Annotated in this window: 19 protein-coding genes; 11 read left to right on the top strand and 8 right to left on the bottom strand. The window is 63.9% G+C overall.

Going from position 1 to position 19079, the window contains the following annotated elements:
• Nucleotides 1-99 precede the first annotated feature (99 nt).
• Genes nuoG through nuoN form a run of 8 tightly spaced genes read left to right on the top strand, consistent with a single transcriptional unit; the run spans nt 100 to nt 10110 of the window.
• Entirely contained in the window at nt 100-2814 is a 2715-nt protein-coding gene (nuoG, locus tag CAG00_RS14985) for an NADH-quinone oxidoreductase subunit NuoG (RefSeq protein ID WP_085664614.1), read from the top strand.
• Complete coding sequence (nuoH, locus tag CAG00_RS14980; protein ID WP_003251440.1) at nt 2811-3818, top strand: NADH-quinone oxidoreductase subunit NuoH; 1008 nt, start codon at nt 2811-2813, stop codon at nt 3816-3818. Before nuoG ends, nuoH begins: the two co-directional genes overlap by 4 nt.
• Nucleotides 3819-3829: 11 nt before the next feature.
• Complete coding sequence (gene nuoI / locus CAG00_RS14975) at nt 3830-4378, top strand: NADH-quinone oxidoreductase subunit NuoI (protein ID WP_003251442.1); 549 nt, start codon at nt 3830-3832, stop codon at nt 4376-4378.
• A 10-nt stretch (nt 4379-4388) separates the two neighbouring features.
• Nucleotides 4389-4889 carry an NADH-quinone oxidoreductase subunit J gene (gene nuoJ, locus CAG00_RS14970; RefSeq protein ID WP_003261007.1) on the top strand — a complete coding sequence of 167 codons (501 nt, stop codon included), beginning with the start codon at nt 4389-4391 and terminating at the stop codon, nt 4887-4889.
• Between the two features lie 3 nt (nt 4890-4892).
• Nucleotides 4893-5201, top strand: coding sequence for an NADH-quinone oxidoreductase subunit NuoK (nuoK, locus tag CAG00_RS14965; RefSeq protein ID WP_003251446.1), 309 nt, complete (start codon nt 4893-4895; stop codon nt 5199-5201).
• Nucleotides 5198-7051 (top strand): NADH-quinone oxidoreductase subunit L, encoded by a 1854-nt coding sequence (nuoL, locus tag CAG00_RS14960; protein WP_025339925.1) that lies wholly within the window; start codon nt 5198-5200, stop codon nt 7049-7051. Before nuoK ends, nuoL begins: the two co-directional genes overlap by 4 nt.
• A 49-nt stretch (nt 7052-7100) precedes the next feature.
• Entirely contained in the window at nt 7101-8633 is a 1533-nt protein-coding gene (gene nuoM, locus CAG00_RS14955) for an NADH-quinone oxidoreductase subunit M (protein ID WP_015271056.1), read from the top strand.
• A gap of 7 nt (nt 8634-8640) precedes the next feature.
• Entirely contained in the window at nt 8641-10110 is a 1470-nt protein-coding gene (gene nuoN / locus CAG00_RS14950; RefSeq protein WP_025339926.1) for an NADH-quinone oxidoreductase subunit NuoN, read from the top strand.
• A gap of 79 nt (nt 10111-10189) precedes the next feature.
• Here the strand turns inward: nuoN and CAG00_RS14945 are convergent, their stop codons facing one another.
• The gene (locus tag CAG00_RS14945; RefSeq protein ID WP_085664613.1) at nt 10190-10453 is read right to left on the bottom strand and encodes an ogr/Delta-like zinc finger family protein; all 264 of its coding nucleotides are present in this window, start codon (nt 10451-10453) and stop codon (nt 10190-10192) included.
• A gap of 200 nt (nt 10454-10653) precedes the next feature.
• Here CAG00_RS14945 and CAG00_RS14940 point away from each other — a divergent pair, with 200 nt between their 5' ends.
• Entirely contained in the window at nt 10654-11046 is a 393-nt protein-coding gene (locus tag CAG00_RS14940; protein WP_085664612.1) for a helix-turn-helix domain-containing protein, read from the top strand.
• On the opposite strand, the gene CAG00_RS14935 is transcribed toward CAG00_RS14940, so the two are convergent.
• The 3 genes from CAG00_RS14935 to CAG00_RS14925 are packed head-to-tail and all read right to left on the bottom strand — an operon-like array spanning nt 11043 to nt 12005.
• Nucleotides 11043-11405: a hypothetical protein gene (locus tag CAG00_RS14935; RefSeq protein WP_075045812.1), complete on the bottom strand. Its 363-nt coding sequence runs from the start codon at nt 11403-11405 to the stop codon at nt 11043-11045. The two genes, CAG00_RS14940 and CAG00_RS14935, sit on opposite strands and share 4 nt — an antisense overlap.
• Nucleotides 11398-11745 (bottom strand): head completion/stabilization protein, encoded by a 348-nt coding sequence (locus CAG00_RS14930; RefSeq protein WP_085664611.1) that lies wholly within the window; start codon nt 11743-11745, stop codon nt 11398-11400. Before CAG00_RS14930 ends, CAG00_RS14935 begins: the two co-directional genes overlap by 8 nt.
• Before the next feature lie 11 nt (nt 11746-11756).
• A complete protein-coding gene (locus CAG00_RS14925) occupies nt 11757-12005 on the bottom strand; it encodes a helix-turn-helix domain-containing protein (protein ID WP_085614418.1) in 249 nt (82 codons plus the stop codon).
• A 220-nt stretch (nt 12006-12225) separates the two neighbouring features.
• Here CAG00_RS14925 and CAG00_RS14920 point away from each other — a divergent pair, with 220 nt between their 5' ends.
• Nucleotides 12226-14292 carry a TonB-dependent receptor domain-containing protein gene (locus tag CAG00_RS14920; protein ID WP_085664610.1) on the top strand — a complete coding sequence of 689 codons (2067 nt, stop codon included), beginning with the start codon at nt 12226-12228 and terminating at the stop codon, nt 14290-14292.
• 172 nt (nt 14293-14464) lie between these two features.
• Here CAG00_RS14920 and CAG00_RS14915 read toward each other — a convergent pair whose 3' ends face one another.
• Nucleotides 14465-15025 (bottom strand): NADPH-dependent FMN reductase, encoded by a 561-nt coding sequence (locus CAG00_RS14915; protein ID WP_054572488.1) that lies wholly within the window; start codon nt 15023-15025, stop codon nt 14465-14467.
• 157 nt (nt 15026-15182) lie between these two features.
• Between CAG00_RS14915 and CAG00_RS14910 the strand changes: the two genes are divergently transcribed.
• Nucleotides 15183-15401, top strand: a complete 219-nt coding sequence (locus CAG00_RS14910) for a hypothetical protein (protein ID WP_003261019.1) — start codon at nt 15183-15185, stop codon at nt 15399-15401.
• On the opposite strand, the gene CAG00_RS14905 is transcribed toward CAG00_RS14910, so the two are convergent.
• The 3 genes from CAG00_RS14905 to rnhA form a co-directional block, all read right to left on the bottom strand.
• Entirely contained in the window at nt 15385-17634 is a 2250-nt protein-coding gene (locus tag CAG00_RS14905; RefSeq protein ID WP_085664741.1) for an Orn/Lys/Arg decarboxylase N-terminal domain-containing protein, read from the bottom strand. The two genes, CAG00_RS14910 and CAG00_RS14905, sit on opposite strands and share 17 nt — an antisense overlap.
• 175 nt (nt 17635-17809) lie before the next feature.
• Nucleotides 17810-18568, bottom strand: a complete 759-nt coding sequence (gene dnaQ, locus CAG00_RS14900) for a DNA polymerase III subunit epsilon (RefSeq protein WP_085590408.1) — start codon at nt 18566-18568, stop codon at nt 17810-17812.
• A 51-nt stretch (nt 18569-18619) separates the two neighbouring features.
• On the bottom strand, nt 18620-19066 hold the full coding sequence (rnhA, locus tag CAG00_RS14895; RefSeq protein ID WP_003261021.1) for a ribonuclease HI: 447 nt from the start codon (nt 19064-19066) through the stop codon (nt 18620-18622).
• Between the last annotated feature and the right edge of the window lie 13 nt (nt 19067-19079).

Raw genomic sequence — 19079 nt, 5'->3', positions numbered from 1 at the left:
CCAGCTTGCCGGCAGGCCCGAGAAATCGTGGCGTGTCGCAAGCTCACCGATTTCCATTAGCCACGCCCGCTCACGCGGGCCAACGAAGAACTTTGAACAATGGCCACTATCCACGTAGACGGCAAAGCGCTCGAAGTCAACGGTGCAGACAACCTGTTACAGGCCTGTCTGTCGCTCGGCCTCGACATCCCTTATTTCTGCTGGCACCCGGCGCTTGGCAGCGTTGGCGCCTGCCGGCAGTGCGCGGTCAAGCAGTACACCGACGAGAACGACACCCGCGGTCGTATCGTCATGTCCTGCATGACCCCTGCCTCCGACGGCACCTGGATCTCCATCGACGATGAAGAGTCCAAGGCATTCCGCGCCAGCGTCGTCGAATGGCTGATGACCAACCACCCGCACGACTGCCCGGTGTGCGAGGAAGGCGGTCACTGCCACCTGCAGGACATGACGGTAATGACCGGCCACAACGAGCGCCGCTACCGTTTCACCAAGCGTACCCACCAGAACCAGGACCTCGGCCCGTTCATCGCCCATGAGATGAACCGCTGCATCGCCTGCTACCGCTGCGTGCGCTACTACAAGGACTATGCCGGTGGTACCGACCTGGGCGTTTACGGCGCCCACGACAACGTGTACTTCGGCCGCGTCGAAGACGGCGTGCTGGAAAGCGAATTCTCCGGCAACCTGACCGAGGTCTGCCCGACCGGCGTGTTCACCGACAAGACCCACTCCGAGCGCTACAACCGCAAGTGGGACATGCAGTTTGCCCCGAGCATCTGCCACGGCTGCTCCAGCGGCTGCAACATCAGCCCGGGCGAGCGCTACGGCGAACTGCGTCGGGTGGAAAACCGCTTCAACGGTTCGGTCAACCAGTACTTCCTGTGCGACCGCGGCCGCTTCGGCTATGGCTACGTCAACCGCAAGGATCGCCCACGCCAGCCACACCTGGCCGACGGCACCAAGCTGGGCCTGGACGCCGCCCTGGACAAGGCCGCCGACCTGCTGCGCGGCCGTACCATCGTCGGTATCGGCTCGCCACGCGCCAGCCTGGAAAGCAACTACGGCCTGCGTGAACTGGTCGGTGCCGAGTACTTCTACTCGGGCATGGAAGCCGGTGAACTGGCCCGCGTACGCCTGGCCCTGAACGTGCTGAACAACAGCCCGCTGCCGGTGCCGACCCTGCGCGACATCGAAGACCACGACGCCGTGTTCGTGCTCGGTGAAGACCTGACACAGACCGCTGCCCGCGTCGCCCTGGCCGTGCGCCAGGCCACCAAGGGCAAGGCCGAGGCCATGGCCGAAGCGATGAAGGTGCAGCCGTGGCTCGACGCCGCCGTGAAGAACATCGGCCAGCACGCGCTGTACCCGCTGTTCATCGCTTCGCTGGCTGAAACCAAGCTGGACGACGTTGCCGAAGAATGCGTGCACGCCGCCCCGGCCGACCTGGCCCGCATCGGTTTCGCCGTGGCCCACGCCATCGACCCGAGCGCTCCTGCCGTAGAAGGCCTGGACGCCGAAGCGAAAGCCCTGGCCCAGCGCATCGCCGACGCCCTGGTCGCGGCCAAGCGCCCACTGGTCGTGGCCGGTACCTCGCTGGCCGACCCGGCGCTGATCGAAGCCGCCGCCAACATCGCCAAGGCGCTGAAGCTGCGCGAGAAGAACGGCTCGCTGAGCCTGGTGGTGCCTGAAGCCAACAGCCTCGGCCTGGCCATGCTCGGTGGCGAGTCGGTCGATGCCGCGCTGGACGCGGTCATCAGCGGCAAGGCCGACGCCATCGTCGTGCTGGAAAACGACCTGTACGCCCGCGTACCGGCCGCCAAGGTCGATGCAGCCCTGGCCGCGGCCAAGGTAGTGATCGTTGCCGACCACTCGAAAACCCCGACTGTCGACCGCGCCCACCTGGTGCTGCCGGCCGCCTCGTTCGCCGAAGGCGACGGTACCCTGGTCAGCCAGGAAGGCCGCGCCCAGCGCTTCTTCCAGGTCTTCGACCCGCAATACCTGGACAGCAGCATCCAGATCCACGAAGGCTGGCGCTGGATGCACGCCCTGCGTGCCACCCTGCTGAACAAGCCGGTCGACTGGACCCAGCTGGACCACGTCACCAGCGCCTGCGCCGAAGCCGCCCCGCAACTGGCCGGCATCGTCAACGCCGCGCCAAGCGCCGCGTTCCGCATCAAGGGCATGAAACTGGCCCGTGAGCCGCTGCGCTACTCCGGCCGTACCGCCATGCGCGCCAACATCAGCGTGCACGAGCCGCGTACCCCGCAAGACAAGGACACCGCGTTCGCCTTCTCCATGGAAGGCTACTCGGGTTCGGCCGAACCACGCCAGCAGGTGCCGTTCGCCTGGTCGCCGGGCTGGAACTCGCCGCAAGCCTGGAACAAGTTCCAGGACGAGGTCGGTGGCCACCTGCGTGCCGGTGACCCGGGCGTACGCCTGATCGAATCGCAAGGCGACCGCCTGCACTGGTTCAACGCCATTCCGGGCGCCTTCAACCCGGCCCGTGGCACCTGGACTGCCGTACCGTTCTTCCACCTGTTCGGCAGCGAAGAAAGCTCCTCGCGCGCCGCCCCGGTGCAAGAGCGCACCCCGGCAGCCTACGTGGCCCTGGCCAAGTCCGAAGCCGACCGCCTGGGCGTCAACGACGGTGCCCTGCTGAGCCTGAACGTTGCCGGTGTGGCCCTGCGCCTGCCGCTGCGTATCAATGAAGAGCTGGGCGCTGGCCTGGTCGCGTTGCCGAAAGGCCTGGCCGGCATTCCGCCTGCCATCTTCGGTGCATCCGTCGAAGGTCTGCAGGAGGCAGCACAATGAGCTGGTTCACCCCCGAAGTGATCGATGTGATCCTGACCGTGCTGCGGGCCATCGTGGTCCTGCTGGCGGTGGTGGTCTGCGGCGCGCTGCTCAGCTTCGTCGAGCGCCGCCTGCTGGGCTGGTGGCAGGACCGTTACGGTCCGAACCGCGTCGGCCCGTTCGGCATGTTCCAGATCGCTGCCGACATGCTGAAGATGTTCTTCAAGGAAGACTGGAACCCGCCCTTCGTCGACCGCGTGATCTTCACCCTGGCACCGGTAGTGGCCATGAGCGCCCTGCTGATCGCCTTCGTGGTCATCCCGATCACCCCGACCTGGGGCGTCGCCGACCTGAACATCGGCCTGCTGTTCTTCTTCGCCATGGCCGGCCTGTCGGTCTACGCGGTGCTGTTCGCCGGCTGGTCGTCGAACAACAAGTACGCCCTTCTGGGCAGCTTGCGTGCCTCGGCACAGACCGTGTCGTACGAAGTGTTCCTGGGCCTGGCGCTGATGGGCGTGGTGGTGCAGGTGGGTTCGTTCAACATGCGCGACATCGTTGAATACCAGGCCCAGAACCTGTGGTTCATCATTCCGCAGTTCTTCGGCTTCTGCACCTTCTTCATCGCTGGCGTCGCCGTGACTCACCGTCACCCGTTCGACCAGCCAGAAGCGGAACAGGAACTGGCCGACGGCTACCACATCGAGTATGCCGGCATGAAATGGGGCATGTTCTTCGTCGGTGAGTACATCGGCATCATCCTCATCTCGGCGCTGCTGGTAACCCTGTTCTTCGGCGGCTGGCACGGCCCGTTCGGCATCCTGCCGCAACTGTCGTTCCTGTGGTTCGCACTGAAGACCGCGTTCTTCATCATGCTGTTCATCCTGCTGCGCGCCTCGATCCCGCGCCCACGCTATGACCAGGTGATGGACTTCAGCTGGAAGTTCTGCCTGCCGCTGACCCTGATCAATTTGCTGGTGACCGCTGCGATCGTGCTCTACAACACGCCAGCCGTCGCGGCCCAGTGAGGATTTGACCCATGTTCAAGTATATCGGCGACATCGTTAAGGGCACCGGCACCCAGCTGCGCAGCCTGGCAATGGTGTTCTCCCACGGGTTCCGCAAGCGCGACACCCTGCAATACCCCGAAGAGCCCGTGTACCTGCCGCCGCGCTACCGCGGCCGCATCGTCCTCACCCGCGACCCCGATGGCGAGGAGCGCTGCGTAGCGTGCAACCTCTGCGCGGTGGCCTGCCCGGTCGGCTGCATCTCGCTGCAGAAGGCCGAGACCGAGGACGGCCGCTGGTACCCGGAGTTCTTCCGCATCAACTTCTCGCGCTGCATCTTCTGCGGCCTGTGTGAAGAAGCGTGCCCGACCACCGCGATCCAGCTGACTCCGGATTTCGAAATGGCCGAGTTCAAGCGTCAGGACCTGGTGTACGAGAAAGAAGATCTGCTGATCTCCGGCCCCGGCAAGAACCCTGACTACAACTTCTACCGTGTTGCCGGCATGGCAATCGCTGGCAAGCCGAAGGGCTCTGCACAGAACGAAGCCGAGCCGATCAACGTGAAGAGCTTGCTCCCATAAGGACAGAAAGATGGAATTCGCTTTCTACTTCGCATCCGGGATCGCCGTGGTCTCCACCCTTCGGGTGGTGACCGGCACCAACCCCGTGCACGCCTTGCTTTACCTGATCATTTCGCTGATTTCCGTGGCCATGATCTTCTTCGCCCTGGGTGCGCCGTTCGCCGGCGCCCTGGAAGTGATCGCCTACGCCGGCGCCATCATGGTGCTGTTCGTGTTCGTGGTGATGATGCTCAACCTCGGGCCGGCTTCGGTCGCCCAGGAACGGGGCTGGCTCAAGCCCGGTATCTGGGCCGGGCCGGTGATCCTCGCCGCCCTGCTGCTGCTGGAGCTGCTGTACGTGCTGTTCGTCACCCCGAGCGGCGCCGGCATCAGCGGTACCACCGTGGGCCCGAAAGAAGTCGGCATCAGCCTGTTCGGCCCCTACCTGCTGGTGGTCGAACTGGCTTCGATGCTGCTGCTGGCCGCGGCCGTCACCGCCTTCCACCTGGGCCGCAACGAGGCGAAGGAGTAAATCATGGGTGCTATCCCTCTCGAGCATGGTCTGGCAGTCGCCGGCATCCTGTTCTGCTTAGGTCTGGTTGGCCTGATGGTCCGCCGCAACATCCTCTTCGTGCTCATGAGCCTGGAAGTCATGATGAACGCCTCTGCCCTGGCGTTCGTCGTCGCCGGTGCCCGTTGGGTCCAGCCCGACGGCCAGGTGATGTTCATTCTGGTGATCAGCCTGGCAGCCGCCGAGGCCAGTATTGGCCTGGCCATCCTGCTGCAGCTGTATCGCCGCTTCCACACTCTCGACATCGATGCTGCCAGTGAGATGCGCGGATGAACCTTCTCTTCCTGACTTTCGTCTTCCCCCTCGTCGGCTTCCTGCTGCTGTCGTTCTCGCGCGGGCGGTTCTCGGAGAACCTGTCCGCCCTGATCGGCGTCGGCTCGGTAGGCCTTTCGGCCGCCACCGCCGCCTACGTCATCTGGCAATTCAACGTCGCCCCGCCTGAGGGCGGCGCGTACAGCCAGCTGCTGTGGCAGTGGATGTCGGTGGACGGCTTCGCGCCGAACTTCACCCTGTACCTGGACGGCCTGTCGGTCACCATGCTCGGCGTGGTCACCGGTGTCGGCTTCCTGATCCACCTGTTCGCCTCCTGGTACATGCGTGGCGAAGCCGGCTACTCGCGCTTCTTCGCGTATACCAACCTGTTCATCGCCAGCATGCTGTTCCTGGTGCTGGGCGACAACCTGCTGTTCATCTACTTCGGCTGGGAAGGCGTGGGCCTGTGCTCGTACCTGTTGATCGGTTTCTACTACAGCAACCGCAACAACGGTAACGCGGCACTCAAGGCATTCATCGTCACCCGTATCGGCGACGTGTTCATGGCCATCGGCCTGTTCATCCTGTTCGTCCAGCTGGGTACCCTGAACGTGCAGGAACTGCTGGTGCTGGCCCCGCAGAAGTTCCAGGCTGGCGACACCTGGATGGTGCTGGCAACCCTGATGCTGCTGGGTGGTGCGGTCGGTAAATCGGCCCAGCTGCCACTGCAGACCTGGCTGGCCGACGCGATGGCCGGCCCTACTCCGGTCTCCGCACTGATCCACGCGGCAACCATGGTGACCGCGGGCGTGTACCTGATCGCCCGTACCAACGGCCTGTTCCTGCTGGCGCCGGACATCCTGCACCTGGTAGGCGTGGTCGGTGGCGTGACCCTGGTACTGGCCGGCTTCGCCGCGCTGGTACAGACCGACATCAAGCGTATCCTCGCCTACTCGACCATGAGCCAGATCGGCTACATGTTCCTGGCCCTGGGCGTTGGCGCCTGGGACGCGGCGATCTTCCACCTGATGACCCACGCCTTCTTCAAGGCCCTGCTGTTCCTTGCCTCCGGTGCGGTGATCGTTGCCTGCCACCACGAGCAGGACATCTTCAAGATGGGCGGCCTGTGGAAGAAACTGCCGCTGGCCTACGCCAGCTTCGTGGTCGGTGGCGCTGCCCTGGCTGCCCTGCCGATCGTGACCGTGGGCTTCTACTCCAAGGACGAGATCCTCTGGGAAGCCTTCGCCAGCGGCAACACCGGCCTGCTGTACGCCGGCCTGGTCGGTGCGTTCATGACCTCGCTGTACACCTTCCGCCTGATCTTCATCGCCTTCCACGGCGAAGCCAAGACCGAAGCCCACGCTGGCCACGGCATCAGCCACTGGCTGCCGCTGGGCGTGCTGATCGTGCTGTCGACCTTCGTCGGCGCCTGGATAACCCCGCCGCTGGCAGGTGTGCTGCCTGAAAGCGCCGGCCACGCCGGTGGCGAAGCCAAGCATGCGCTGGAGCTCACTTCGGGCGCCATCGCCATCGCCGGTATCCTGCTGTCAGCCCTGCTGTTCCTGGGCAAGCGCCGCTTCGTCAGCGCCGTCGCCAACAGCGGTATCGGTCGTGTCCTGTCGGCCTGGTGGTTCGCCGCCTGGGGCTTCGACTGGATCTACGACAAGCTGTTCGTCAAACCTTACCTGCTGATCAGCCACATCCTGCGCAAGGACCCGGTTGACCGCAGCATCGGCCTGATCCCTCGCCTGGCTCGCGGCGGCCACGTCGCCATGAGCAAGACCGAGACCGGCCAGCTGCGCTGGTACACCGCTTCGATCGCCGTTGGCGCAGTGCTGGTACTCGGCGCTGTGGTAGTGGCCGCGGTATGACCATGAACCTTGTGAACCTTGCGACCCTGCAAAAGGAAACGAACCCGTCATGATTTTGCCTTGGCTGATCCTGATCCCCTTCATCGGCGGCTTCCTGTGCTGGCTGGGTGAGCGCTTCGGCGCCACCCTGCCGCGCTGGATCGCGCTGCTGACCATGTCCCTGCTGCTCGGCATCGGCCTGTGGCTGTGGGGTAACGGCGACTACACCCTGGCCCCCGCTCCGGGCGCCGAGCCTGCCTGGGCCCTGGAATACAAAGTCCAGTGGATCCAGCGCTTCGGCATCAGCATCCACCTGGCCCTCGACGGCCTGTCGCTGCTGATGATCCTGCTCACCGGCCTGCTCGGTGTGCTGTCGGTACTGTGCTCCTGGAAAGAGATCCAGCGTCACGTCGGCTTCTTCCACCTCAACCTGATGTGGATCCTCGGCGGCGTGGTCGGTGTGTTCCTGGCCCTGGACCTGTTCCTGTTCTTCTTCTTCTGGGAAATGATGCTGGTGCCGATGTACTTCCTCATCGCGCTCTGGGGTCACAGCTCGTCGGACGGCAAGAAGACCCGGATCTACGCGGCGACCAAGTTCTTCATCTTCACCCAGGCCAGCGGCCTGATCATGCTGGTGGCGATCCTCGGCCTGGTGCTGGTCAACTACACCAACACCGGCGTGATCACCTTCAACTACAGCGACCTGCTCAAGGCCGAACTGCCAGCCGGTACCGAGTACCTGCTGATGCTGGGCTTCTTCATCGCCTTCGCGGTGAAGCTGCCGGTGGTGCCGTTCCACTCCTGGCTGCCTGACGCTCACGCCCAGGCACCGACCGCAGGCTCCGTGGACCTGGCCGGTATCTTGCTGAAGACTGCGGCCTACGGCCTGCTGCGCTTCGCCCTGCCGCTGTTCCCGAACGCCTCGGCCGAGTTCGCGCCAATCGCCATGACCCTGGGCCTGATCGGTATCTTCTACGGTGCCTTCCTGGCCTTCGCGCAAACCGACATCAAGCGCCTGGTCGCCTTCTCCAGCGTCTCGCACATGGGCTTCGTGCTGATCGGTATCTACTCCGGCAGCCAGCAGGCCCTGCAAGGCGCGGTGATCCAGATGCTGGCCCACGGCCTGTCCGCTGCCGCGCTGTTCATCCTGGCCGGCCAGCTGTACGAGCGCCTGCATACCCGTGACATGCGCCAGATGGGTGGCCTGTGGCACCGCATCGCCTACCTGCCGGCCATCAGCCTGTTCTTCGCCGCCGCCTCCCTGGGCCTGCCCGGTACCGGCAACTTCGTCGGCGAGTTCCTGATCCTGATCGGCAGCTTCGCCAGCGTGCCGTGGATCACCGTGATCGCCACCACTGGCCTGGTGTTCGGTTCGGTGTACTCGCTGATCATGATCCACCGCGCCTACTTCGGCCCGGCCAAGACCGACACCGTGCTGGCCGGCATGGACGGTCGCGAGCTGATCATGGTCCTGGGTCTGGCGGTACTGCTGATCCTGCTGGGCGTGTATCCGCAGCCGTTCCTCGACACCTCTGCCGCCACCATGAGTGGTGTGCAGCAGTGGCTCGGTTCCGCTTTCACTCAACTCGCTTCGGCCCGGTAAGAGCGCTATGGAATTCACCACTCAACACTTCATCGCATTGGCGCCGATGCTGATCACCACCATCACCACGGTGGTGGTGATGCTGGCGATCGCCTGGAAGCGCAACCACTCGCAGACCTTCCTGCTGTCCACCGTGGGCCTCAACCTGGCCCTGCTGTCGATCCTGCCGGCGCTGAAGGTTGCGCCGCTGGCGGTCACCCCGCTGATCACCATCGACAAGTTCGCCTGCCTGTACATGGCGATCATCCTGGTGGCGACGCTGGCCTGCGTCACCCTCGCCCACGCCTACCTCGGCGAAGGCTCCAAGGGCTTCCCGGGCAACCGTGAAGAACTGTACCTGCTGCTGCTGATGTCGGCCCTCGGTGGCCTGGTGCTGGTCAGCGCCAACCACCTTGCCGGCCTGTTCATCGGCCTGGAGCTGCTGTCGGTACCGGTCTACGGCCTGGTGGCGTATGCCTTCTTCAACAAGCGCTCGCTGGAAGCCGGCATCAAGTACATGGTGCTGTCGGCCGCTGGCTCGGCCTTCCTGCTGTTCGGCATGGCCCTGCTGTACGCCGACGCCGGCAGCCTGAGCTTCGACCAGATCGGCAAGGCCCTGGCCGCCACCAGCATGCCAAGCCTGGTGGCCCAGCTGGGCCTGGGCATGATGCTGGTCGGCCTGGCCTTCAAGCTGTCGCTGGTACCGTTCCACCTGTGGACCCCGGACGTGTACGAAGGCGCCCCGGCACCAGTCGCCGCCTTCCTGGCCACCGCCAGCAAGGTCGCGGTGTTCGCCGTGGTCGTGCGCCTGTTCATGCTCTCCCCTGCTGCCAGCAGCGGCGTGCTGAGCACGGTACTGGCGGTGATTGCCGTGGCCTCGATCCTGATCGGTAACCTGCTGGCACTGACCCAGAGCAACCTCAAGCGCCTGCTCGGTTACTCGTCCATCGCCCACTTCGGTTACCTGGTCATCGCCCTGGTCGCCAGCAAGGGCCTGGCCCTGGAAGCCATGGGCGTGTACCTGGTCACCTACGTGATCACCAGCCTGGGCGCCTTCGGCGTCATCACCCTGATGTCCTCGCCTTACGGCGGCCGTGACGCCGATGCACTGTACGAGTACCGCGGCCTGTTCTGGCGCCGTCCGTACCTGACTGCGGTACTGACCGTGATGATGCTGTCGCTGGCGGGCATCCCGCTCACTGCCGGCTTCATCGGCAAGTTCTACATCATTGCCACTGGCGTCGAGTCGCACCTGTGGTGGCTGGTCGGTGCCCTGGTGATCGGTAGCGCCATCGGTGTCTACTACTACCTGCGCGTCATGGTCACCCTGTACCTGGTCGAGCCAAACCTGCGTCGCCACGACGCCCCGCTGAAGTGGGAACAGCGCACCGGCGGCGTCATGCTGCTGGCCATCGCCATTCTCGCCTTCGTGCTGGGTGTGTACCCGCAACCGCTGCTGGAAATGGTCCAGCAAGCCGGCCTGCAACTGATCGGCTGATCGCACCGGCAAAACAAGACACCCCGCTCATGCGGGGTGTTTTTTTATCTGCGCGCTTTTTATCCGTGAGCATGAAGGCTCATTCACCAGAGTTGTCCTGGGCGGCCCCCGGCAGCGCTGCCTTGCGTAAATCACCATTGGCCGAGGGCAGGTACACTTCCGGGTTGGGCATGCCGCTGGGCGAGAGTTCATGGGTCATTTCGAACTCGGCGCGCACCGACCAGCCACATGCCTCGTTGCTGCATTGCAAATAGGCGATCCGCAGGAAAATATGACGCCCTTCACTGGTGCGTATGCGCATCCGGCTGTGGCAATGCGGGCAAACCAGCTTGTATGTACTCACGGCAAGTACCTGCAAGCATTGTTCAGGCTTACCTTCTGTGAGAATAGTCGTCCGGTTTTATCAGTATTGGCTGCATATATAGGTGTATTCTTCAGTTTGATGCTTCTCATTGCAGGAACGCTCCTTAAAACGCAGGGCTGTATTCATAGCGAGTAGTTTAAGCCCATGGAATATCATTAAACCAGTCATGGATATTTGTTATGAGTACCCACGTACTTGCTTCGGTGCTGACCCGGCTGAAGCTTCTGACCGCTACGGAATCTGACGCCGAGCTGTCCAGAGCGCTTTCGATCAGCCCGCAGACATTGAGCAGCTGGAAGGTGCGCGACAGCATTCCTTATTCACTCTGCATAGACATTGCCAAGCAATACGCATGCTCACTGGACTGGCTTCTGCTGGGTGAACCCGAACGACATCGCGCAGGCCTGGACGAAGACGGCTGGGAACACGACATGCTCGCGCGCCTGCGCACCTTGTCGCTTGCCGATCGCCAGGCCGTTCTCCTGCTGGTCCAGGACAAGCAACGCATCCAGCAGCTGGAACGGCAATTGAGCGCGCTGACCAGTCGCTTGCCCAATGCCGCCAGCGGCTAGCCCCGGCGGCGCCAGCGCTGGATGAGTTCGCGCGGGTCCAGCGTATCCAGCCAGACCATCACCTTGAGGCTGATGGGGATCACCACCACGGCAGCCACGAACGCCGCCATGCCACGGCTCAGCAGGGGCACCAGTGACGAGACCAGCGGCTCGAACAGGTGACCCACCCCCACGGTCACGAATACCAGCAACAGTTTCTTGCCCAGCGTCAGGCGCCTGGCCTTGTTGGTGATCAACCGGTCGCGCGCCGCGCTCACCAGCAAAGCCCCCAGCAGCGCAGCAAACAGGACATTGCCATCCACGCCCAGCAACTCCACCAGTGCCGGGGCCAGGCTGTCGAAAACAGATTCTTCAGTCATGGGCAGCCCCTCGGTGTGCGGCGGGCAGGTAGGCGGTCGAGCCCAGGCTATGCATGACCGCGGCTTCGACAAAGCGGATGTAGCACACCCGCAATGCACGCCCCTGGTCATGCCCGGCCACATCCTCGAGGCGCTTGTAGCCCCGTTCTCGCAACACCGCGCGCCAGCGCGCGAACTCGCGTGCCGCGTCGATGGCCGCGCAGCGTGCGGCCACTTCCAGCGCAGCCTCACTGACAGGCCGCTGCAGCTTCAGGCGCTCACGCAACCTGCCCAGGTCCACCCGTGGCCAGAACGGGTCATGGCAGTCGGCAAAACGCGGTAACCGAGGATCGTTGCCCATGCTTCACCCCCTCACTGCTCGGCCAGCATGCCGTAGCGAATGGCCTTGATCACCGCAGCCACCCGCGTGGGCACATCGAACTTGCGCAGGATGTTCGACACATGGAAGTTCACCGTCGATTCCTTGCATTCCAGGATCCGGCCAATCTCCCACGAGCTCTTGCCGTAGGCACACCACAACAGCACTTGCCGTTCACGTGGCGTCAGGCGAACCGGGGCGTCCGCCAGGGGTTGCTGCGAGTTTCGTGCGTTGTCAGTCATGTTTGAACTCCACGGGTGATTGAGCGAGGCATCGCTGCCGGTCTGCAATCACCTTACGAAGCGCGGGTCGCCCTGCTCCATCGCTACGGCTTGTAAAGAACTTTCGTACAAAACCCTCTGACGAAGGTTGCGCGATATTTGTCGACTTTCCTCGTGCTCCAAGCGGCATTTCGCTCGTCTCAACGCCGTTGTCCATTCGCCTTTCGCCTGGAGTCGTACAATGCGTTGCGTTTTGCCCCCACCATCCTGCCTCGGCCTGCTGGCTGCTTTCGCTGCCTCCCAGCCCGCCCTGGCGGCACCCTCGGTCGAGTTGGGCCAGGTGCTGATCACCGATGAGGAGCAGAACGACCTGACCGCCGCCAGCGAACGCCTGCACGAAGTGCCGGGCGCCAGCAACCTGGTGGACATGCAGCGTGTAGGGCAAGGCCGGGTTGCCAGCAACCAGGATGTACTTGCCTACCAGCCCGGGGTGTTCGCCCAATCGGCGGGCAACGATGGCATCAAGCTGTCGATCCGCGGTTCGGGCATCAACCGCGCACCGGGGGCCCACGGTTCCGGGGTGTACACGATGTTCGACGGCCTGCCCCTGACCGGCCCGGGCGGTACGCCCTACGAGCTGTTCGAGCCGCTGTGGCTGAGCCGCGCCGAAGTTCTGCGCGGCGCCAACGGCTTCGACCAGGGGGCCCTCGCCCTTGGCGGTGCAATCAACTACGTCACCCATACCGGCTACGACGCCGCGCCGCTGCAGGTGCGCTACGAAGTCGGCAGCCGCGGCTACCAGCATCGGCACATCAGCTCGGGGCAGGTGCTGGGCAACCTCGACTACTACGTGGCCCTGACCGATTCGGAATATGACGGCTACCAGGCGCACAGCAGCGGCAGCGCCAAGGGGGTTGCCGCCAACGTCGGCTACCGCTTCAACCCGAACCTGGAAACCCGCTTCTACCTGCGCTACCGGGAAACCGAGAACGAGTTGGCCGGGCGCCTGACCAAGGAGCAGATCAAGCACCACCCCCGCGCCGCGAACCCGGCCTACCTGGCTCGCGACGACAGCCGCCCGCAACCGGGCAGTACCTGGGTGGGCAACAAGACCACCTTTTACCTCGACGACGATGCGCGCCTGGAAGCTGGCCTGGTCTACCACGACTACCCGATGGACCTGCGTGAAGGCCCGATGCGCCTGAAGGTGGCCTATACCGATGTGAGCGGCACCTTGAACTACTTCCGCCGCGACACCCTGTTCGGCCACGAGAGCAAGACCACCGTCGGCTGGCGTACCACCAAGCACCTGCCCAACAGCGGTGCTTCGCAGTTCACCCGCAATGGCGACGTGTTCGGTGAGCGCACCCGCGACTTCACCTACCAGGGCTCGGACACCGTGCTGCATGTGGGCAATGACCTGGAGCTGGTACCGAACCTGTGGCTGACCACTGGCCTGGCGATGATCTATACCCGCCGTGAAAGTGATGTCACTTACCACCCTGCCGGGGGCGGCAAAGTGAGCCAGCATGACTGGGACTATGCACCACGCCTGGGGCTGCGCTATGACATCAGCCCGGACCTGCAGGTGTACGGCAACCTGAGCCGCTCGGTCGAACCACCCCATCCCTGGGCCCTGATCTGGAGTGCGCCCACAGCCAACCAACCGATCGAAATGCAAAACCAGACGGCCACCACACTGGAACTGGGCACACGCGGCGAATCGGCATTGGGGCATTGGGACCTGGCGTGGTACTACTCGCAGGTTCGCCATGAATTGCTGGCGGTGGAGATCGTGCAAGGCGCTCCGGCCAAGGAATTCAACGCCAGCGCCACCGTGCACCAAGGCGTGGAAGCCGGCCTCGACAGCACCCTGTGGGAACGTGCCGGTACTGGCAGGCTGAGCCTGCGCCAGGCCTACACCTTCAGTGACTTCCACTACCGCGATGACGACAAGTTCGGCGACAACCGCCTGCCGGGCATCCCCATGCACTACTACCAGGCCGAGCTGCGCTATGACTGGCCGAGCGGTTTCTACGCCGGGGTGAACACGCAGATGGCGTCGAAGGTGCAGGTGGACTACGCCAACAGTTACCACGCCGATGAATATGCCTTGCTCGGCGCACGCCTGGGCTGGGATTCACCGAAGCAGGACTGGCAGACCTGGCTGGACCTGCGCAACCTCACCAACAAGCGTTATGCGGCGACGGTGACACCTGGCTACAACGATGCTGGAAAGGATGAGGCCCGTTCGACGCCGGGCGAAGGCTTTGGCGTGTATGCCGGGGTTTCCTACAGCTTCCGCTAATCCGCTGCGCACAGCTTTTTGTAGGAGCGGCCTTGTGTCGCGAAAGGGCTGCGCAGCAGCCCCGGCAATTTATGTTGCGAAGCTGAAATCCTGGGGCTGCTGCGCAGCCCTTTCGCGACACAAGGCCGCTCCTACAGGGTTCGTGCGCTCAGCGATGATTGCTCAAGGCAGGTCAAACTGCCCTGTTCAACTTCACCCAGGAAGCGAACTTGTCGATAAACGCCTGCAAGAACGGTCGGGTCTTGTCACTGAGCTTGCCCGCATCGTCGAACAGGCTAGCCGCGCCGCCAATGTAGGCCTCGGGCATCTGCATGCACGGCATGTCCAAAAACACCAGCGACTGGCGCACGGCATGGTTGGCGCCAAACCCACCAATGGCACCAGGCGACACACTGACCACTGCCGCCGGCTTGCCACTCCAGGCGCTTTGCCCGTAAGGCCGCGAGCCCACATCGATGGCATTCTTCAGGCCGCCAGGTACCGAGCGGTTGTACTCCGGGGTGACGAACAGCACTGCATCACTGCGGCGGATCTCGTCGCGAAAACGCTTCCACGCTTCCGGCAGCGCTTCGGCCTCGACATCCTCGTTGTACAACGGCAAATCGCCAATCTCGACGATTTTCAGGGCAAGGCTGGACGGCGCCAGCTCCGAGAGTGCGCGGGCGATCTTGCGGTTGTAGGAGTCCTTGCGCAAGCTACCGACGACCACTGCTACCGAATACACCTGGCTCATGGCAATTTCCAACCTCTGCTGGGTAAAGGGACGTTGTAGTTATAGATGACCGTTCCTCGGCGCTTTGGTTTTTTTTCCGCGGGGCGAAAACTTCCGACGCTGTTCCACGGTCTATGCCTGCAGACATTTCCCACGTAATTCAGAGGTTTCCACCCAAATGGCAGCAGTAATGGTCGGCCAATTCCACGCCCGTGACGCCGAAGGCCGCATCTACCCCGTGCACGAGTTCCAGGAATCGACCCTGCAAACCGACGGCAGCACGCTGGGCGCCCCCATCACCACCTATCGCCTGGCCATCGGCGACAAGGTCAACCACCTGGGTGAAAACCGCTTCGAACTGGCGCGCAGCGGCGTCGAGATCATTCGCATTCCTTGATGCAATCCACCGTGTAGCGGCCGCTTTCGTTCTGCAGGCCGTGCACGTCGGCGACGAAACCTGGGAAGCCCTGGTTGAACGCCCGGGCGAACGCCAGGTAATCGACTATCGAGCGGGTCGCCTCGGTGAACCGCTCCCCCGGCATGATCAAAGGAATACCAGGCGGGTACGGCACCAGCATCACCGCCGCCACTCGCCCCAGCAGCGCCTCGATCGGCACCGCCTCCACCTCACCGCGCACCATCTGGTCATAGGCCCGGGCCGTGCTCACGGCTACCTCCGGCAAACGCGTGAACAGCCGCTTCAGCTGCTTGGCCGTGGCATTGGCGCGGTAGCAGCCATGCAACTGGTCGCACAGGTCGCGCAGGCCCATGCCCTGGTAGCGTGAGGCATCGGCAGACACCACACTCGGCAGGCAGTTGCTCAGGGCGGTATTGCCGTCATAGTGGCGCTTGAACTCCAGCAACTCGGTGAGCAAGGTGCTCCACTTGCCCTTGGTGATGCCCATGGAGAACAGCACCAGGAAGCTGTACAGGCCGGTTTTCTCCACCACCAGCCCCCGCTCCCAGAGAAACTTGCTGACCACTGCCGCCGGGATGCCATGCTCGCCCAGCGCACCGCCCGCGCTCAGGCCTGGCATTACCAGGGTCACCTTCAGCGGGTCGAGCAGCACATAGTCGTCCGCCACTTCGCCAAAGCCATGCCACTCCGCCCCCGGCTGCAGCAGCCAGTCCTGAGCGGCCAGGCGGTGGATGCCTTCGGCGCTCGGCGGCTGCCAGATGCTGAACCACCAGTCGTCGGCGGCGATGTGCTCGCGCAGGTTGGCCAGGGCACGGCGAAAGCTCAGCGCCTCGTCGAACATTTCTTGCAGCAGCGAACGCCCGGCCGGCCCTTCCATCATGGTCGAGGCCACGTCCAGCGAAGCGAGAATGCTGTACTGCGGCGAGGTCGAGATGTGCATCATGAACGCTTCGTTGAAGCGGTCACGGTCCAGCTGGCGCCTGGCCCCGTCCTGCACATGAATCATCGAGGCCTGGCTGAACGCGGCCAACAGCTTGTGGGTGGAATGGGTGCTGAACACCAGCGGGCTGTCTGCCGCGCAGGCCGTGCCCATGGCATAGCGCCCGGTGAAGAACTCGTGGAACGCCGCATAGGCGAACCAGGCCTCGTCGAAGTGCAGCACCTCGACACTGGCGCCCAGGGTCTGCTTGATCAAGCCGGCGTGGTAGCACAGGCCGTCGTAGGTGGAGTTGGTCACCACCGCCAGCTTGATGCGCTGCCCGCGATCACGGGCGAGAGGGTTGGCCTGGATCTTCGCCTGGATCGCCTCGGGGCTGAACTCGCTGAGCGGGATCGGGCCGATGATCCCGAGTTCGTTGCGCTCGGGGCACAGATAGAGGGGGATGGCACCGGTCATGATGATCGCGTGCACCACCGACTTGTGGCAGTTGCGGTCCACCAGCACCAGGTCGTCGCGGCCGACCATGGCGTGCCAGACGATCTTGTTGGCCGTGGAGGTGCCGTTGATGACGAAGAAGGTATGGTCGGCGCCAAAGTTGCGCGCAGCCCTGGCTTCGGCTTCGGCCAAGGGGCCGGTGTGATCGAGCAGCGAGCCCAGCTCCGGCACGGAAACGGACAGGTCCGAGCGCAGTGTGTTTTCCCCGAAGAACTGGTGAAAGGCCTGGCCCACCGGGCTTTTGCGATAGGCCACGCCGCCGCCGTGGCCCGGGGTGTGCCAGGAATAGTTGGACTGCGCGGTGTGCTGCACCAGGGCCTTGAAGAACGGCGGCAGCAGGCCGTCGAGGTAGATATGTGCGGCACGCGCCACCTGGCGCGCAAGAAACGGCACGGTGTCTTCGAACAGGTAGAGGATGCCGCGCAGCTGGTTGAGCTCGCTCATGGCTTCGGCGGGGGCGTTTTCCAGGGTCACCTGTTCGCCCAGGGCGAAAATCGGCAGGTTGGGGGCACGCAGGCGGGCCAGGCGGATCAGCTCGGCCATGTTCTGCAGCAGGTGGGTATTCTCGCCGACGCCCTCGGCGGCAACCAGCATGCAGGCCAGGCCATGGTGGGTGGCGGCGACCAGGCAGGCCTCGGCATGGTCGGCGGCGGCGAGGATGGCAAAGCCGTCCTGGCGCAGCTCCTCGGCGATGCCCCGCACACGCTCGCCAGCGACGCTGTCGGCCTTGATGGCGCGATGCACGATGAGGATGGGGAACTTGAGGTCCTTGTACATCAGGTGGCTACCTCCGAAGGACATGGCGTCCATTTCAGGGTAGTTGAGCCTTGTATTGCCTGTGCAGGCCTCTTCGCGGGTGAACCCGCTCCCACAGGGACCGCATTGCATTCAAGACCAGTCGATTTCCTGTGGGAGCGGGTTCACCCGCGAAAGGGCCGGAGCAGGCGAAAGATCAGCCAGCAGGTGTCTCGGTCAGGGCCTGCCACATGGATGGCCCACCCGCCGACTTGGCAATGGCCGCCAGGCGCTCGGCATGCGCCTCCAGCTCCTCGGCACTGGCCATGATCACCCGCCCGGGCGCCCGCCCGGTAATACGGCGAATCTCGCTGCCACCAGCACCCGCCCCTTCATCCCCGGCCTCTGCCCCATGCCCGGCCAGCGACAGGCTGGTCTGGCCACCGGTCATTGCCAGGTAGACGTCAGCCAGCAGTTCCGAGTCGAGCAATGCGCCGTGCAGCTCACGGCCCGAGTTGTCGATGTCGTAGCGTTTGCACAGCGCATCCAGGCTGTTGCGCTGCCCCGGGTGGCGCGAGCGCGCCAGCAGCAGGGTGTCGAGGATGGTGCAATGCTGCGAAATATCCGCGCGGTCCTGCTGGCCCAGCAAGGCAAATTCGTTGTTGATGAAGCCAACGTCGAACGCCGCGTTGTGGATGACCAGCGTGGCGCCCTGGATGAACTCGAAGAACTCCTCGGCAACATCGCCAAAGCGTGGCTTGCCGACCAGGAAGGCATCGGTGATGCCGTGGACGTTGATGGCGCCCTCGTCACTCTCGCGGTCCGGCTGCAGGTAGACGTGGAAGTGCCGCCCGGTCAGGCGCCGGCCGATGACCTCGACACAGCCGATCTCGATGATCCGGTGGCCTTCGCTGACCGGCATACCCGTGGTTTCGGTATCGAGAATGACGAACCGTTTATCTTGCTGCTGCTCCACGCGGGGCGCTCCAACTTGCATCAGTTACAAAGGCCGGAATTGTACCCCAGCTCAACGCTTGGCGCGCACCTCATCGACCCCACGGTTGGCCAGCTGGTCGGCGCGTTCGTTGCCGGGGTGGCCGATATGCCCGCGCACCCACTTCCAGGTCACCTTGTGGCGGTTGACCTGCTCATCCAGCTGCTGCCACAGGTCGGCGTTCTTCACCGGCTCCTTGGCCGCGGTTTTCCAGCCGCGCTTCTTCCAGTTGGTCATCCATTCGTTGATGCCCTTCATCACGTACTGCGAGTCGGTGGTCAGCACCACTTCGCATTCGCGCTTCAGCGCCATCAAGCCCTGGATCGCGGCCATCAGTTCCATGCGGTTGTTGGTGGTTTCGCGTTCGCCGCCCCACAGTTCCTTCTCGACGCCCTTGTAGATCATAAGGACGCCCCAGCCGCCAGGGCCAGGGTTGCCCTTGCAGGCACCATCGGTAAACATCTCGACGCTTTCGCTCATGTACCACTCATGT

The organism is Pseudomonas sp. B5(2017) (assembly GCF_002112825.1).
In the GTDB taxonomy this organism is placed as follows: domain Bacteria; phylum Pseudomonadota; class Gammaproteobacteria; order Pseudomonadales; family Pseudomonadaceae; genus Aquipseudomonas; species Aquipseudomonas putida_Z.
This window is presented reverse-complemented; position numbering and strand designations above follow the sequence as displayed.